Annotated in this window: 16 protein-coding genes and 1 pseudogene; 7 read left to right on the plus strand and 10 right to left on the minus strand. The window is 73.2% G+C overall.

Going from position 1 to position 15,535, the window contains the following annotated elements; genetic code table 11:
- Positions 1-19 precede the first annotated feature (19 nt).
- The 4 genes from ACFYO8_RS26110 to ACFYO8_RS26125 are packed head-to-tail and all read right to left on the minus strand — an operon-like array spanning position 20 to position 4,500.
- A complete protein-coding gene (locus ACFYO8_RS26110; protein WP_387188845.1) occupies positions 20-757 on the minus strand; it encodes a cytochrome c biogenesis CcdA family protein in 738 nt (245 codons plus the stop codon).
- Positions 754-1,338, minus strand: a complete 585-nt coding sequence (locus ACFYO8_RS26115; RefSeq protein WP_355095727.1) for a redoxin family protein — start codon at positions 1,336-1,338, stop codon at positions 754-756. The genes ACFYO8_RS26110 and ACFYO8_RS26115 overlap by 4 nt, the downstream gene beginning before the upstream one ends.
- A gap of 13 nt (positions 1,339-1,351) precedes the next feature.
- Positions 1,352-2,818, minus strand: a complete 1,467-nt coding sequence (locus ACFYO8_RS26120) for an NADH-ubiquinone oxidoreductase-F iron-sulfur binding region domain-containing protein (RefSeq protein WP_355095729.1) — start codon at positions 2,816-2,818, stop codon at positions 1,352-1,354.
- A complete protein-coding gene (locus tag ACFYO8_RS26125; RefSeq protein WP_387257670.1) occupies positions 2,815-4,500 on the minus strand; it encodes a hypothetical protein in 1,686 nt (561 codons plus the stop codon). Before ACFYO8_RS26125 ends, ACFYO8_RS26120 begins: the two co-directional genes overlap by 4 nt.
- Before the next feature lie 211 nt (positions 4,501-4,711).
- Between ACFYO8_RS26125 and ACFYO8_RS26130 the strand changes: the two genes are divergently transcribed.
- Positions 4,712-6,157, plus strand: coding sequence for an alpha-amylase family protein (locus ACFYO8_RS26130; RefSeq protein WP_354872349.1), 1,446 nt, complete (start codon positions 4,712-4,714; stop codon positions 6,155-6,157).
- A 63-nt stretch (positions 6,158-6,220) separates the two neighbouring features.
- On the opposite strand, the gene ACFYO8_RS26135 is transcribed toward ACFYO8_RS26130, so the two are convergent.
- The 4 genes from ACFYO8_RS26135 to ACFYO8_RS26150 are packed head-to-tail and all read right to left on the minus strand — an operon-like array spanning position 6,221 to position 9,724.
- A complete protein-coding gene (locus tag ACFYO8_RS26135) occupies positions 6,221-6,841 on the minus strand; it encodes a response regulator transcription factor (protein WP_354872351.1) in 621 nt (206 codons plus the stop codon).
- Positions 6,838-7,989: a histidine kinase gene (locus ACFYO8_RS26140; RefSeq protein ID WP_354872354.1), complete on the minus strand. Its 1,152-nt coding sequence runs from the start codon at positions 7,987-7,989 to the stop codon at positions 6,838-6,840. The genes ACFYO8_RS26135 and ACFYO8_RS26140 overlap by 4 nt, the downstream gene beginning before the upstream one ends.
- Before the next feature lie 21 nt (positions 7,990-8,010).
- Complete coding sequence (locus ACFYO8_RS26145) at positions 8,011-8,814, minus strand: ABC transporter permease (protein ID WP_354872357.1); 804 nt, start codon at positions 8,812-8,814, stop codon at positions 8,011-8,013.
- Positions 8,815-8,836: 22 nt separating this feature from the next.
- On the minus strand, positions 8,837-9,724 hold the full coding sequence (locus tag ACFYO8_RS26150; RefSeq protein ID WP_354872359.1) for an ABC transporter ATP-binding protein: 888 nt from the start codon (positions 9,722-9,724) through the stop codon (positions 8,837-8,839).
- 112 nt (positions 9,725-9,836) lie between these two features.
- Here ACFYO8_RS26150 and ACFYO8_RS26155 point away from each other — a divergent pair, with 112 nt between their 5' ends.
- The 5 genes and pseudogenes from ACFYO8_RS26155 (at position 9,837) to ACFYO8_RS26175 (ending at position 12,516) form a co-directional block, all read left to right on the plus strand.
- A complete protein-coding gene (locus ACFYO8_RS26155; RefSeq protein WP_354872362.1) occupies positions 9,837-10,688 on the plus strand; it encodes an alpha/beta fold hydrolase in 852 nt (283 codons plus the stop codon).
- An 85-nt stretch (positions 10,689-10,773) separates the two neighbouring features.
- Entirely contained in the window at positions 10,774-10,983 is a 210-nt protein-coding gene (locus ACFYO8_RS26160; protein ID WP_013475596.1) for a type II toxin-antitoxin system VapB family antitoxin, read from the plus strand.
- Positions 10,980-11,399, plus strand: coding sequence for a PIN domain nuclease (locus ACFYO8_RS26165; protein WP_357710749.1), 420 nt, complete (start codon positions 10,980-10,982; stop codon positions 11,397-11,399). Before ACFYO8_RS26160 ends, ACFYO8_RS26165 begins: the two co-directional genes overlap by 4 nt.
- A gap of 375 nt (positions 11,400-11,774) precedes the next feature.
- Positions 11,775-12,296: pseudogene (locus ACFYO8_RS26170) on the plus strand (DUF5753 domain-containing protein); the annotation flags it as partial.
- 13 nt (positions 12,297-12,309) lie between these two features.
- A complete protein-coding gene (locus ACFYO8_RS26175; protein ID WP_387257672.1) occupies positions 12,310-12,516 on the plus strand; it encodes a DUF397 domain-containing protein in 207 nt (68 codons plus the stop codon).
- 50 nt (positions 12,517-12,566) lie between these two features.
- On the opposite strand, the gene ACFYO8_RS26180 is transcribed toward ACFYO8_RS26175, so the two are convergent.
- Positions 12,567-13,058, minus strand: coding sequence for a DUF1648 domain-containing protein (locus ACFYO8_RS26180; RefSeq protein ID WP_354872370.1), 492 nt, complete (start codon positions 13,056-13,058; stop codon positions 12,567-12,569).
- Positions 13,059-13,167: 109 nt separating this feature from the next.
- On the opposite strand from ACFYO8_RS26180, the gene ACFYO8_RS26185 reads away from it, so the two are divergent.
- Positions 13,168-14,307, plus strand: a complete 1,140-nt coding sequence (locus ACFYO8_RS26185) for a site-2 protease family protein (protein ID WP_355015163.1) — start codon at positions 13,168-13,170, stop codon at positions 14,305-14,307.
- Position 14,308: 1 nt separating this feature from the next.
- Here the strand turns inward: ACFYO8_RS26185 and ACFYO8_RS26190 are convergent, their stop codons facing one another.
- On the minus strand, positions 14,309-15,535 hold the full coding sequence (locus tag ACFYO8_RS26190; protein ID WP_355015162.1) for an FAD-binding protein: 1,227 nt from the start codon (positions 15,533-15,535) through the stop codon (positions 14,309-14,311).

The following is a 15,535-nucleotide window of genomic DNA, read 5'->3' on the forward strand; positions in this document are numbered from 1 at the left end:
GGCCCGCGAGAAGTCCGTTTCACCCCTTCCGCCCGGGCCCCAAGTGCAAGATCGCGGGGGCGAGGGCGGGTGAGGGCCAGGGCGGCGAGGAGGAGCAGCAGCATGGCCAGGATGGCGGGACCTGCGGCGGTGAGGGCGCTGACAGCACCAGGCCGCTCAGCCGCGGCGCCCACGCGCCCGCGCCGCGCAGCCGCGCCACCACCCGGCCGCGCAGCAGCGCCACGGCGAGTGCGGCCACCCCGACCACGAGCGCCATCCCCAGCGCGTACGCCCCGAACAACGCCAGCCCGCGCAGCGGCGATCCGGCCGGCAGGCTGGTCACCACGATCGCCAGGAACGGCGCGATGGCGCAGGTCAGCGACGTGAGCGCGTACGCCGCGCCGAACAGCGCCATGGACGGCCAGGTGCGGGTGAGCCGGGGCGCGACGCGCGGCGGGCGCGGCGCGGGCAGCCGCCGGCCGGCGAGCAGCCAGCACCCGGCCAGCGCCAGCAGCACGCCGAGCATCACCGTGAGCCACGGCAGCCGGGGCCGCAGCCAGTCCGCGGCCGGCGCCAGGGCCAGCCCGAACGCGCCGAACACCAGCACGTACCCGAGGGTCAGCCCGGCCGTCGCGGTGAGCGCGCGGCCGACCGCGCCGCGCCCGCCGTCGGGGCCGGCGACGAGCAGCGACAGGTACGCGGGCAGCATCGCGAAGCCGCACGGGTTGACCGCGCCGAGCATGCCGGCGGTGAGCGCGAGCAGCAGCGCGCCGGTCATCCCCGGGCCAGCGTCTCGACCTGCCGGGTCAGCGCCTCGCCGTCGAGGAATCCCTTGTGGACGACCCGGCCGGTGCGGTCCAGGACGACGAAGGTGCTCTGCTCGGCCACCTTGAACCGGCGCCACAGCGCGCCCGCCCGGTCGTCGATCTGCGTCGTGCCGCCCAGGTCGAACTCGGTGACGAACGACTTCATGGCCTTCTGCTCGCCGAGCCCGGCGACGCCGACGATGGGGACCGTGTCCCGGTAGGAAGGGGCGATCTCGGCCACCGTCCACGCCTGGCTGGCGCAGGTGGCGCACCAGGGCGCCCAGAACCAGAGCACCACCGGCCGCCCGGCCAGGGCGGCGGCGTCGAACGCCGTACCGTCGAGGGTCTTGCCGGTGAACGACAGCGCGGCCGGCACCGGGGCCGGTGACGCGGACGGCCCGGACGGCGTCGCGGTGGCCGGGGACGCGGTCGAGGGTGCCGGGGCGACCGCTCCTGCCCTGGCCTCGGGCCCGGGTCCGGCGGCGCAGCCGGTCGCGGCGGCGAACACGGCGGCCAGTACGGCGGCGGCGGTCAGACGAGCGGCGGTGCGCATCGGCGGCTCCTGGCTATTCGGCCCGGACGAGCCGGAGCGCGAGTTCGGGACAGACCTTTACCGCCTTGAGCGCGCCCTCGCGCAGCCACGTCGGCACCGGGGTGGGCGGGAACGCGGGGTAACCGTTGCCGTCGAGCCGGATGAAGTCCGGCACCACGTGCGCGCACAGCCCGTGCCCGTCGCAGCGCGACCAGTCCAGGGTGAGCTTCTGCGGGTTGGCGTCCGGTGCGCCGGGCAGCCCCATCATGCCCTTGACCCGCTTGCCGCAGCCCTCGCCGGTGGCGTGCAGCCGCAGGTCGTCGGCGAACACCTCCATGGCGGACAGCGCGAACCGGGCGGTGCCGTCCGGGTGGCTGCACGCGCCGCGTCCCTTGACGTCGCCGGCCGCGGCCCGGACCAGCTCGACCGGGGCGCTGCCGGAGACCGCGAGGTCGACCGAGCGGGCCAGGTCGGGCAGGCCCATCTTGCACGGGCCGCACTGCCCGGCGGACTCGCCCGCGAGGTACCGCACCACCTGCGCCGCCTCGCCCAGCGGGCAGGTGTCCGCGCCCAGCGGCACGATGATGCCGGCGCCGAGCGTGCCGCCCACGGCGGTGAGCCCCTTGCGGGACACCTCGGCCCGGTCCGCCGCCGCCGCGGTGATCCACTTGCCGTGGTAGCCGCCCATCAGGATGCCCGGCCCGGGCGGCACCTCGCACAGGTCGAGGATCTCGCGCAGCGGGGTGCCCGCGGCGCACTCCACCACGGCGGGGCGCTTCGCGGACCCGGTGACGGTGAGCAGCACGGTGCCCGGCTCGTCGTCGGTGCCGAGCGCGGCGTACTCGTACGGGCCGATCCGGGCGGCGACGGCGAGCTGGGAGTACGTCTCGGCGTTCGACAGCAGCGTGGGCAGCCCGCCGACGCCGGAGTCGCTGGAGCGCTTCTTCGTGCCGGGCGGGATGTGCGGCAGCCCGTTGATGCCGTTGACGAGCGCGCCGCCCTCACCGGAGATGAACCGGTGCGGCACCGTGACGATCGTGGTCGGCACCGGCATGCGCCGTTCCTGCAACGCCTCGGCCAGCGACGGGCGGCCCACGTCGTCGTCGGCCACCCCGATCACGATCTCCTCGGCGCCGAGCGCGAACGCGGCGAGCGCGGCGCCGTCGAGGATGAGGTGCGGGGCGCGGGTGAGCAGCACCTTGTCCTTCCAGCTCGCCGGCTCCCCCTCGGTGGCGTTCACCACCACCACGGCACCGAGGTCCTGCCGCTCGCAGGACTCCAGCACGGCGCGCAGTTTGCGGGCGAACGGGAAGCCCGCGCCGCCCTTGCCCTTGAGGTCGATCGCCTCGGCGAGCCGCAGCAGCGCCGCCGGTTCCATCGGGCCGATCGGGCCGTGCACCTCTTCGTGGGCCAGCAGGTCGAGCCGGCCGAACTCGGCGAACCCGGCGGTCAGGCGGGGCTCGCCGACACAGGCGACCGGCGGGATGGTCGCGCGCTTCACCGGGCCTCACCCCGCAGTCCGGCCCAGTACGCGCCGTCGACCGCGTCCGCGTCGGCCCGCTTCCGGCGGCCGGACCGGCTCTCCTTGCCCGCGCGCATGGCGCGGCGGGAGGCCAGGTCGACGAGCGTCGGGGTGTCGTCGACGAACGCCTCGTCGGCGGCGTAGCGGGCTGGTGGACGCCAGTAGTCCGGCTCCTCCGGCACGTCCTCCTCGTCCCGGTAGCGCCGGCCGGATCCGCTGAGCGGCTCGGCCGAGAGCGGGGTGCCGGAGATCGGGCCGGCCGAGATCGGCTCACCGGACACCGGGCGGCTCTCCCAGCGGAGCGGGCTGTCCCACGGCTCCTCCGGCTCCCCGGTGGCGCGCGGCGGCGCGGAGTAGCGGGCCACCTCGGACGCCGTGGCGAACCGGCCGCTGTCCGGGGGCGCGGAGTGGCGGCCACCGGTGTCTGGCGGCGCCGAGTGCCGGCCGCCGCTCTCCGGTGGCGCCGAGTACCGGGCGACCAGGTCCTCGTCGTCCCGGGACCGGCGACTCACCCGCTCCTCGGTCCGAGAGCGGCGGGTCACGCGTTCCCCGTCGTCCCGGCGGCGAGCGGGCGCCTCCTGGGTGCGGGCGCGCCGGGTGGGCGCGTCCGGTTCGGCCTCGCGCCGCCAGGCGGCGGCCGCGCGGACCGGCTCGCGCAGTGATCCGGGTTCCGGCACCACGGGTACGGCGAACCGCTCCGGATCGCGCCGCCGGGCGGTGCCGGCCGGCGCGGTCCAGGTGGCGGTCGCCTCGGCCCAGCGGCCCCGGCCGGCGCCGCTGTCCCCCTTGTCGGCTGCCTTCTTGCGGGTGAGCGCGGCGAACACGCCGGTACGCTCCTCGGCCCTGCCGGCCATCGCCTTGTTCAACGCGACGGCCTGGTGCTGCTCGCGGCTGCGCTTGCCGAGGTGGACCGAGACGCGCACCAGGAGCGCCATCACCACCAGCAACACGCAGCCGAGGTAGCTCACCACCACCCAGGCGGCGGCCGGCCGGCCGGCGTTGAGCCCGTGCACCAGCGCGAACGGCCAGGACACGTACGCCATCGAGTGCAGCGCGCGCCAGAACCACTTCGGACCGACCCCGGCGAACCGGGCCCGGATCAGGCCGGTCCAGAGCACGCCCACCATCAGCAGCGCGGCGACGGTGCCGAGCCCGATGTAGAGGCCGCTGCCGCTGAGGAACGGCACCACCGCGTCGGTCGGCCCGGCCCGGCCGATCGCGACCTTGGTGATGACGTGGAAGACCAGCCCGGCCACGCCGAGCACGCCGGTGGCGCGGTGCGCCGACTGGAGCAGCACGCGGTGCCGGATGAGCAGCACCAAGCGGTCGGTGGCGAGCAGGCCCAGCATCACTGTGATGCTGAGCGAGACCAGGGCGACCACCCCGGCGAAGAACTCGGTGAAGAAGAATCCGTACGAGTACATGACGCCGCCGGCGCCGGCCAGCTCCACACCGGCCCATGCGAGGCCGAGGGCGGAGGCGGTCAGCGCCACCATCGCGGACTTCGACATCGTCCGGGCACCACGGCTGGTGGTGGTGGTCCGGACGGTCGTCGCCTTCTCGTTCTGCTGTGCCCGGACCATCTGCTCCTCGATCGTCTCGCGGCGGCGCCCCACCGGCCGACCCTGCTCCCACCTCAGGTACGGAGGGACGGCGCGCACGGATCACCTCCGGTGGCGAATTTCTCGGCCGGATTCTCGAACCGTCCGCACCGGACGCGCGTGTAGCGCCCAGCGCAACGACGGATGCCCATACGTTGACAGTCCTTGCAACATTCTCGTAACCTTGCCGCAAAATTTCAGGCCGGCTGCAAGAATCCGGCACTGATACAGGCTCCACTCCCCCGCATCCCCGCACCCCGCAGGAGTCCTGATGCATCGACGCCGATGCCGCGCCGCGGCGCTCGCCCTGGGCCTGGCCGCGAGCCTGCTCGTTCCCCTCACCGCGGCGGCGCCCCCGGCCGCCGCCGCAACCCCGGGCACCAAGAAGGTCATCGTCCAGCTCTTCGAGTGGAACTGGACCTCGGTGGCCGCCGAGTGCACCAGCACGCTGGGCCCGAAGGGCTACGGCTACGTGCAGGTGTCCCCACCGCAGGAGCACGTCAACAGCAGCCCCTGGTGGGTGTCGTACCAGCCGGTCAGCTACCGGATCGAGTCCCGCAAGGGCACCCGCGCGCAGTTCCAGTCCATGGTGAACACCTGCCATGCCGCGGGCGTCAAGGTGATCGTCGACGCCGTGGTCAACCACATGTCCGGCCAGGAGAACGGCGGCACCGGCTGGGCCGCCTCGTCGTACGGCCACTACAACTACCCGGGCGTCTACTCGGCGCAGGACTTCCACTACTGCGGCCGCAACGGCAACAACGACATCGCCAACTACAACGACCGGTACGAGGTGCAGAACTGCGAGCTGGTCAACCTCGCCGACCTCAAGACCGAGTCGGAGTACGTCCGTAGCCGGCTGGCCGCGTACCTCAACGACCTGCTCTCGCTCGGCGTCGACGGCTTCCGCCTCGACGGCAGCAAGCACATGCCGGCCGCCGACATCGCCGCGATCAAGGCGAAGCTGAACCGCAGCGCGTATCTGGTGCAGGAGGTCATCTACGGCGCGGGTGAGCCGATCCAGCCGACCGAGTACACCGGCAACGGCGACGTGCACGAGTTCCGGTACGGCAAGGACCTGGCCCGGATGTTCAACAACGAGCGGCTGGCGTACCTGAGGAACTTCGGCGAGTCCTGGGGCTACCTGTCGAGCGCGAAGGCGGTGGTCTTCACCGACAACCACGACACCCAGCGCGAAGGCGGCGTGCTCACCTACCGCAACCGTGGCACGTACGCGCTCGCGAACGCGTTCATGCTGGCCTGGCCGTACGGCACCCCGGCGGTGATGTCGAGCTTCACCTACAGCGGCCGGGACCAGGGCCCGCCCTCCGACGGCAGCAACCGGATCACCAACGTCACCTGCTATTCGGGCTGGGAGTGCGAGCACCGCTGGCCGGTCGTCGCGAACATGGTCGGCTTCCGCAACGCCACCGAGGGCGCCGGGGTCTCCAACTGGTACGACAACGGCTACCAGCACATCGCGTTCAGCCGTACCGGCAAGGGTTACCTGACGATCAACGACGAGGACACCGCGGTGAACGGCCGGTCGTACCAGACCGGGCTGCCGGCGGGCCGCTACTGCGACGTCGTCCACGGCACGTTCAGCAACGGCTCGTGCAGCGGCCCGGTGATCACCGTGGACTCGGCCGGCTGGTTCGCCGCGAACGTCCCCGCGCACGACGCGATCGCCATCCACATCGGCGCGAAGCTGAGCTGAGCCACCCGGGCCAGGAAGCCCTCGCACCCGTGGTACCGGGTACGGGGGCTTCCCTGACCGGGCTCAGCCCAGCAGCCAGCCGTTCGCCTCCGCCACCCGCACCGCGTCGGCCCGGTTACGGGCGCCGGTCTTGCCGATCGCGGCGGAGAGATGATTGCGAACGGTCCCCTCGGACAGGTGCAACGTGGCCGCCAGCTCGGCCACCGTGCCGCCGCCGCGCGCCGTACGCAACACCTCGGTCTCCCGCCCGGTGAGCGGGCTCGGCCCGGTGGCGAGCGTCTCGGCGGCGAGCGCCGGGTCGACCACCCGCAGCCCGGCGTGCACCCGGCGGACCGCGTCGGCGAGCTGCCGGGCCGGGGTGTCCTTCACCACGAAGCCGTTCGCGCCCGCCTCCATCGCCCGGCGCAGGTAGCCGGGGCGGCCGAACGTGGTCACCACCAGCACCCGGCAGGACGGCAGCGCGGCCCGCAGCGCGGCGGTCGCGGCCACTCCGTCCAGGCCCGGCATCTCCACGTCGAGCAGCGCCACGTCCGGGCCGATGCGCAGCGCCTCCGGCACCACCTCGTCGCCCCGGCTCACCTCGGCCACCACGGTCAGGTCCGGCTCCAGCGACAGCAGCGCGGCCAGCGCGCCCCGGACCAGCGCCTGGTCGTCGGCGAGCAGCAGTCTGATCGGCTCGGTCACCGGTGCGCCCCTCCGTCCGGAACCGCTGCGGGCACCGCCACCCGGAGCAGAAGACCACGCCCGTCCTCCGGCCGCGCCACGGTCACCGTCGCGTCCAGCCGCCGGGCCCGCTCGCGCAGCCCGGCCAGCCCGTGCCCGCCCGTACCCCGCTGATCCGCCGGGCCCCGGCCGTCGTCGCGTACCTCCACCGCCGACGGCTCCACCCGGATGACGCACCGGTGGGCACCGCTGTGCCGCACCACGTTGGTCACCCCCTCGCGGACCGTCCAGCCGAACAACTCGTCCCGGTCCGCCGGCAGCGGCGGCACCGACTCCGGCAGCTCCGCGACGACGCCCGCGGCCGTCAGCGCCGACCGCGCGCCGGCCAGTTCGGAGGCCAGATCCACCCCGCGGTACGCCCCGACGGTGCCCCGCACGTCGGCCAGCGCCTCCCGGGCCAGCCGCTCGATGTCGGCGATCTCGGTGGCGGCGCGGGCCGGATCCAGTTCCAGCAGCCGGCCGGCCAGCTCCGCCTTGACCGCCACCACAGTGAGCGAGTGCCCGAGGATGTCGTGCAGGTCCCGGGCGGCCCGGGCGCGTTCCTCGGCCACCGCCAACCGGCGGATCTCCTGCTGGGCGGCCTGGAGTTCGCCGTTGCGCTGCGCCAGCCGGCTCACCCCGAACATCGCGAACGAGGCGAGCAGCACCGCGAACACCACAGTGCTCTCCGACTCCCAGCCGGGCACCAGGCGGGCGGTCACCGGCCCGGCCGCCGCGGCCGGCACCACCACGACCAGCGCCTCCACCGAGGGCAGCAGGAACACCGCGGCGGCGGCCACGAACACGAGCGTGGTCAACCAGTCGCCGCCGGTGCCCGGGATGCCGGCCAGCCCGAGCGCGAGCAGCACGGCGACGAGCAGCCGGGCCCGGCCGGGCGGGACCGACAGGTTGCGCTGCCGCCGGGCCCGGGCCCATTCGAAGATCAGCACGTACGCCACACCGAACGCGACGAGCGTGCCGATCCCGACCAGCCGCCGCCACAGGTGCGGCTGGTGCAGTGCGGTGCCGAGCGGGATGTTGAGGAAGAACAGCCAGACCCCCGCCAGCAGCCAGCCGGTGATCCGCCAGTGGCGGTTCACCGGCCGGGCCGGACCGGGCGGCGACGTCACGCCGACCACGCTAGACCCCGCTCAGACCCGGGTGGTGTCCCGGCGGAACAGCCGGGCCGCACCGAGGCCGAAGAACGCGGTCCAGGCGGCCACGTTGGCGACCGCCGCCCAGTCCACCCCGGTGCCGGTCAGCGGCGCGCGGGCGAGCTGACCGACCCCGTACACCGGGGTGAACTTGGCGATCTGCTGCATCACGTCGGGCAGCAGCTCCAGCGGGAGGAACAGGCCACCCAGCATGGCCAGGATGGCCAGCACCGGGCCCATGAACTGCATGACGTTCTCGGCCGGGGCCAGGTAGCCGACGAACAGCCCGAACGCGGCGAAGACCAGCGAGCCGATCCAGGCGGTCAGGCCGGACACGATCCACACGTGCGCCGGCAGCCGGACCCCGGAGACGACGCCGACCGCGAACTCCACGAGCACGCCGGCCAGGCCGAGCACCATCGCGGTGGCGACCTTCGTCGCCACGTACGCGGCGGGGCGCAGCGGGGTCAGCCGCAGTTGCCGGCTCCAGCCCAGCGCGCGTTCGGTGGCCACCGCCGCACCGGCGCTGGTGGTGGCGACCATCGCCGCGTACACGGCCAGACTGATCATGATCCAGCCGGTGACCGGCAGGCCGTTGTCCAGCTTCTCGCCCCGCGAGGGCAGTCCGAACAGGAGGAAGAACACCGCCGGCATGACCAGGATGAACAGCAGCGTGCGGCGGTTGCGCAGCACCCGGCGGATCTCGATGGCGAGCACCGGAGCGCAGAAGCCGCCGAGCGCGGGTGGCCGGCGGTCGGCCCGGCGGGTGTCGGTGGCGGTGGGCGAGGTCGCGGCGGTCATGGCAGGACTCCCGGCAATCGGTTCAGGCGGCGGTCAGGGTGAGGAACGCGTCCTCGAGGTTGCGTGAGGTGATCTCCAGGTCCCGGGCGCCGGTGCGGGTCAGCAGGTGCCGGGCCACCACGTCGGAGTCCTCGCTGTGCACCAGCACCACGTCGCCGCGTACCTCGACCGACCGGACGCCCGGCAGCGCGGCGAGCGCGGCCTGGTCGGCGCCGGGCAGCGTGGCCCGCACGACCCGGCCGGCGGCCAGGTTCTTGATCTCGGCGGTGGTGCCGTCGGCGACCACGCGTCCCTGGCGGATCAGCACGATCCGGTCCGCGTACGCGTCGGCCTCATCCAGGTAGTGGGTGGCGAACAGGACGGTCCGGCCGGAGCTGGCGTCGGCCCGGATCGCCTGCCAGAAGTCGCGCCGGCCCTCGACGTCCATCCCGGTGGTCGGCTCGTCCAGCACCATCAGGTCCGGGTCGGGCAGCAACGCGAGCGCGAACCGCAGGCGCTGCTGCTGACCGCCCGAGCACTTACCCACGGCACGGTCGGCGATCCCGGCGATGCCGGCCCGCTCCAGCACCTCCGCCACCGGCCGGGTGTGGCCGTAGAAGTGCGCGGTCATGCGTACCGTCTCGGCGACGGTGAGGTCCTTGAGCAGGCCGCCGGTCTGCATCACGGCGGCGACCCGGCCGAGCCGGACGGCGTCGGCCGGTTCGCCGCCGAACAGGCGGACCGTGCCGGCGTCCGGGCGGGCCAGCCCGAGCAGCATGTCGACGGTGGTGGTCTTGCCGGCGCCGTTGGGGCCGAGGAACGCCACCACCTCACCGGGCGCGATCCGCAGGTCGAGCCCGTCGACGGCGGTCACCGGGCCGAAGGTCTTGGTGAGTCCGGCCAGGTCGACGGCCGGTGCGGGTTCGGTCATGTCCACGATGTTCCGGTGCTGGTTGTCCGGTTCCCCGGAGCGGCAGTCACCTTCCGGCCGTGACATTTGTCAGGGCGGAGTGAGGACCGCGCCGCGCCGGGTATGCCGCGGCATGAGCGCACCGACGGGACGGGTCGACACGATCGTGCTCATCCACGGGCTCTGGATGACCTCGCGGAGCTGGGAGCACTGGGCGCAGCGGTACGCCGCACGCGGCTTCCAGGTGCTCACGCCCGCCTGGCCCGGGATGGACCGCGAGGTCGAGGAGCTGCGCGCCGACCCGGCGCCGATCGCCGCCCAGCGGATCGCCGACATCGCCGACCACTACACCGCGATCGTCCGGGGCCTGCCGCGCCCGCCGATCATCATGGGCCACTCGTTCGGCGGCCTGATCGCCCAGTTGCTGGCGGACCGGCGCCTCGGCGCCGCCGTGGTCGCCGTGCACCCCGCGCCGGTACGGGGCGTGCTGAAGCTGCCGCCCAGCACGCTGCGCTCCGGGTATTCGATCCTGCACAACCCGGCCAACCGGCACCGCGCCGTGCCGTTCACCCCGGAGGACTTCCGGTACGCCTTCGGCAACACCATCAGCCAGCAGGAGTCCGACGCCGCCTGGGAGCGGTACGCCGTACCGGGCGCCGGGCACGTGCTGTTCGAGGCGGCGTTCGCCAACCTGGACCCGAACTCGGCCACCGAGATCGACAAGAAGCGCAGTGACCGCGCGCCACTGCTGATCACCGCGGGCGGCGAGGACCACGTGGTGCCCGCGTCGCTGGCCACCAGCATCGCCAACCTCTACCGGAGTTCGACGGCGCTCACCGGCTACCGGAAGTTCCCCGGCCGGTCGCACTTCGTCGGCGGCGAACCGGGCTGGGAGGAGGAGGCGGACTTCGCGCTGGAGTGGGCGGTCGAGGCGGCGAACGAGTTCTCCCCGACAGTGGTCGCCGAGGCCCCGCGACGACGCTGACCCGCCGAACACCGCCGCGCGTATATCAAGAAGCCGAGAAATTGATATCATCGCCTCGTTCGCCTGCTGGACGAGGAGGCATGCCATGTCCCGCACCATTCTCGACGTCGACGACGACCTCCTGGCCGAGGCCGCCGAGATCCTCGGCACGGGCACCAAGAAGGCCACTGTCAACGCCGCGCTGCAGGAAGTGGTCAACCGGGAGAAGCGCCGGGAGTTCGCCGACTGGCTCAAGAGCGGCGGCCTGCCGGACCTCACCGACCCGGGGCAGGCGTCGAAGCCCGAAGCGGCATGACGCGGGAGCCCTACCTCCTCGACAAGTCGGCGCTGGCCCGATGGCCGAAGCCCGCCGTGGCACCGGTCCTGGACGAGTTGTCCGATCGCGGTCTGCTGGCGGTCTGCGGCGCCATCGAGATCGAGGTCGTACACAGCGCCCGCTCGGCCAAGGACGCGAAGCGCGCTCGATGGCTGCTCCGCGGTTTCGACTGGCTCGCCATGCCCGACGACATCTGGGATCGTGCGATCGACGTCCAGGTGCAGGCGCTGCACAAGGGCAACCACCGAGCGCTCTCGATGGCCGATCTGCTGATCGCCGCGACGGCCGAACGGCATGGCGTGACCGTTCTGCACTACGACGGTGACTTCGACCTGATCACCGCGATCACCGGCCAGCCGACGACGTGGGTCGTCCCGGCCGGAAAAGCCGACTGACCGGCTCCGGCCCTCCAGAACCGGCGGGGCCGCCGCGAGCAGCGCCGAGGTGTCCAGGACGAGCCCGTTCACGCGCCGGCCGCCCCGTCGCCCGAACTGGCGCAGCCACGCCATGTTCCGGTCGTGCTGCTCGTCGATGATCGGCGGCTGTTGTGCCAGCCTCCGGCGGGCCCGCTCGACGTCCTCGTCGGTCACCGCGTAACCGACGTTCTCGGCCCCGGCTCGTGCATGCTCCGCTTCCGGTCCGGCACGCGGGCGTCCCACCCTGCTCCGGCGCGTGCTCATCGCGGCCGGAACCGCCGGGAGCACTCACCGTCGTGCCCGGGCCGGAGCAGACACCGCTGTCCACCGGGCAGCAACCGGTCGCAGAACACCCAGGCGTCCGAAATCCGCGCGTTCGAGCCGCAACTGATTCCGGGTCTACTCCAGACGGCCGACTACGCCCGCGCGGTCATCCGCGCCGAGCACCCGGACGCCCCGACCGACGAGGTGGACCGGCGGGTGGAGTTGCGCATGCGCCGCCAGGGCACCGAGACTCCGCCGAAGCTCTGGGTGGTGCTGGACGAGGCAGCTCTACGGCGACCGGTCGGCGGCGCGGAGCTGTTCGCGGCACAGTTGCGGCGGCTGGCCGAGGAGGCGGACCGGCCCGGCCGCATCATCCAGATCCTGACCTTCGGCGCCGGCGAGTACGGGTCGATGGGCAGCGCCTTCAGCGTGCTGGCCTTCCCCGAGCCGGCCGATCCGGGGGTCGTCTACGTCGAGACCCGCGCGGGTAGCCTCTATCTCGAAGGCCAACAGGTCAGGGAGTACAGCCGCGTCTTCGAGCACCTGGTCGCCACGGCGGCCGGCGCCCGGGAGTCGCGCGACCTCATCCTGGGGGCGATCGACGAGCTATGAGAGGACGGCGCGGGTGGACGAGGCCAACCAGGCGACGGTGACCTGGCGCAAGAGCACCCGCAGCAACGGCTCCGGAAACTGCGTCGAGGTCGCCGACGGCCTGCCCGGCGTGGTCGGGCTACGCGACAGCAAGGACCCCGCCGGCCCGGCCCTCGCCTTCCCGCCGAGCAGTTGGGCCGCCTTCATCCGGGCCGTCAAGAACGAGACGCTGAGCCGCTGAGAGATTGCCGCGACGGGCATTGGAGCCAGACCCCGCCTCGTCCGGAAGCGCTAAGGACGGTCAATGCGGTAACGGCCGGTGAGCAGCCAACCGGTCCAGCCCGCGATGTAGGCCAGATAGCCGGCCAACAGTACGACGGCCCACCAGGACAACTCGTCTCGCCCAGTGACGGCGGCCTCGGTGACGAGCCCGAAAACCCCGGCGAGCAGCACGAGTGTTGCCGCGCCCACGTGGTACATGTCGTCGGCCAGCATGCGCCGTAGCCGCTGCTCGTTCTCGGGCGCCTTCCAGAACTCCGCGTGCCGTATGTTGACGAGGTCCAGGTTGATCCGCCCGGCGATCCAGGCGCATCCGGCGAACAGCGCGACCATGGAGCACCCGATCGCCGTGGCCAGAGCTACGCCGGCCCACTTCGACCCGTACGAGTCAGCGCCCAGCCCGAAGCCGAAATGCAGCGGAACCCGCTCGGGCCAGAACAACGCGCAGCACACCACCGCCACCGCATAGAGGCCCGCCGCAGCGGTAAAAGCTCGTCGGGTCATCCGACCAAGCTACCTTGATCTTGGGAACGTCCCAGCTCTCGCACCTTCCAGGGCAGGTGTGCGCCCGGGGTGCTGGTGTGGGGGTGCCTGTGCCGGGTATGACGGAAACATGAGGGCGAGTTTCCGTCTGGGTCGGATCGCTGGCGTACCGGTCGGCGTCAACTGGAGTGTCCTGGTCATCTTCGTGCTGATCGCGTGGGCGCTGTCGGCGAGCCTGTTCCCCGCCTCGTACCCCGGTCACTCCCCCGTCGCCTACTTCGCGGCCGGCCTGGCCGCCGCCGTGGTCTTCTTCGTCGGCCTGCTCGCCCACGAGGTCGCGCACGCCGTGGTCGCCAAGCGCAACGGCATCGAGGTCGAGGGGATCACCCTGTGGCTGTTCGGCGGTGTCGCCGAGCTGAAGGGCGAGGCGAAGGACCCGGGCGCCGAGCTGCGGATCGCCGGGGTCGGGCCGCTGGTCAGCCTGCTCCTCGGCGTGTTCTTCGCGGCGATCGCGCTGGCCGTCGCCGCAGCGGGCGGGCACGGGCTGCTGCTCGGCGCGCTGTCCTGGCTGGCGGGCATCAACGTGCTGCTGGCGATCTTCAACGTGCTGCCCGCCGCCCCGCTGGACGGCGGACGGCTGCTGCGCGCGGCGGTCTGGAAGTTCACCGGCGACCGGACCAAGGCGTCGGTGGTGGCGGCCCGGGCGGGCTGGGTGCTCGGCGTCGTGCTGATCGGGCTCGGGTTGTGGCGGTTCTTCACCGGCGCCGGGTTCGGCGGGCTCTGGCTGGCGCTGATCGGCTGGTTCCTGCTCGGCGCCGCAGGCCAGGAGGAACGCGCCGCCCGGATGGGCGACGCGCTGCGCGGCATCCGGGTGGGCGACGTGATGACGCCGCAGCCGCAGACCGCGTCCGGCGACCTCACGGTGGCCGACTTCGTCGACCACTACCTGTTCGCGTACCGGCACTCGGCGCTGCCACTGACCGTCAACGGCAGGCCGGTCGGTCTGGTCACCCTCGCTCGGGTACGCGGCATCCCGGCGGACCGCCGCGCGTCGACCACCCTGGCCGAGGTGTCCTGCCGGGCCGACGAACTGGTGCTCGCCCGCCCGGAGGAGCAGCTCACCGACCTGCTCCCCCGGCTCAACGAGTGCACCGACGGCCGGGCGCTCGTGGTGGTCGACGACCAACTTGTCGGCATCGTCTCGCCCAGCGACATCAGCCGGGCGGTCCAGCGCGGCAGCCTGCGCCAGCAGACGCCCGCCGGGCGGTAAATCAGTCCCGGGGGAAGTAACGGTCCATCTCGGCGGTGCGGAACTTGCCCTTCGGGTCGAACTCGCGCAGCAGCGCGGCGAAGTCGGCGTGCCGGGGGTACGCGGCGGCCGGATCGCGGTCGAACAGCTTGCCCCAGTGCGGGCGCGGCGCGAACGGGGCGAGCCGCTCCTCCACCTCGGCCAGCACCGGCGCCACCGCCACCGGGTCACCGATCCAGGTGAAGTGCAGCGCCAGCGAGTCGCGCCGGAAGTTCGGGCTCAGCCACAGCTCGTCGGCGGCGATCGTCCGCAGCTCGCAGATCTGGAGCGCGGCGGCGATGCGGTCGGCGACCGGGTCGAGCGCGGCGAGCGCCGCCGTCGCGTCACCGCGGGCCACGTGCCACTCGGACTGCAACTCGTCGCCGCTGCTGGGCGTGAAGCCGAGCCGGAAGTGCGGCAGCCGCTCGTGCCACGGCCCCGGCTCGCCGAGCTGCGCGGTGCAGTGCTCCGGCGACATGCCGGGCACCGGGTGCCGGGGCGAGTCGGCGGCCACCGTGTCCAGCCAGTCGGCGGGCGGCGGCGCCTGGTCGGCGTGCTGCTTGATCCAGACCTGGTCGAGGCGCTCCGAGCGCCACGAGGTGAAGACGCTGACGCTGTACGCGGCGTCGAGCGCCTCGTCCAGCGCGGCGCGGGGCAGGCCGAGGCGCACGTGCTGGCGCACCGCGTACGTGGGCACCACGTCGAGCGTGAGCCGGGTGACCACGCCCAGCGCGCCCAGGTTGACCACCAGCCCGGCGAACCGCGGATCGGTCCGGTCGACGGTGATCAGGTCGCCGTCGGCGGTGACCAGTTCCAGCGCGGCGACGGCGGCGGCCAGGTTGCGGTTCCGCGCGCCGGAGCCGTGGGTGGCGGTGGCCACCGAGCCGGCCACCGAGATGTGCGGCAGCGACGCGAGGTTCGCCAGCGCGTACCCCTGGGCCTGGAGCGCGGTGGCGAGATCGCCGTAGCGCAGTCCGGCGGCGACGGTGACGGTGTTGCGGTCGGGGTCCAGCGCGACGGTGGGTGGCAGGCCGTCCAGCGCGACCTGCGTGCCGGTGGTGTCGCCGAGCCGGTTGAACGAGTGGCCGCTGCCGACGGCCCGGACCAGGTCGGCCTCCGCGACCAGCCGGCGCAGCTCGTCGGTCGAGGTCGGCCGCGATCGGGTACGCGCCGACCAGCTGACGTTTCCGGCCCAGTTGGTGTCCGTCAT

Origin of the sequence: Micromonospora sp. NPDC005257, from assembly GCF_042872445.1 — a bacterium.
Taxonomy (GTDB): Bacteria; Actinomycetota; Actinomycetes; order Mycobacteriales; family Micromonosporaceae; genus Micromonospora.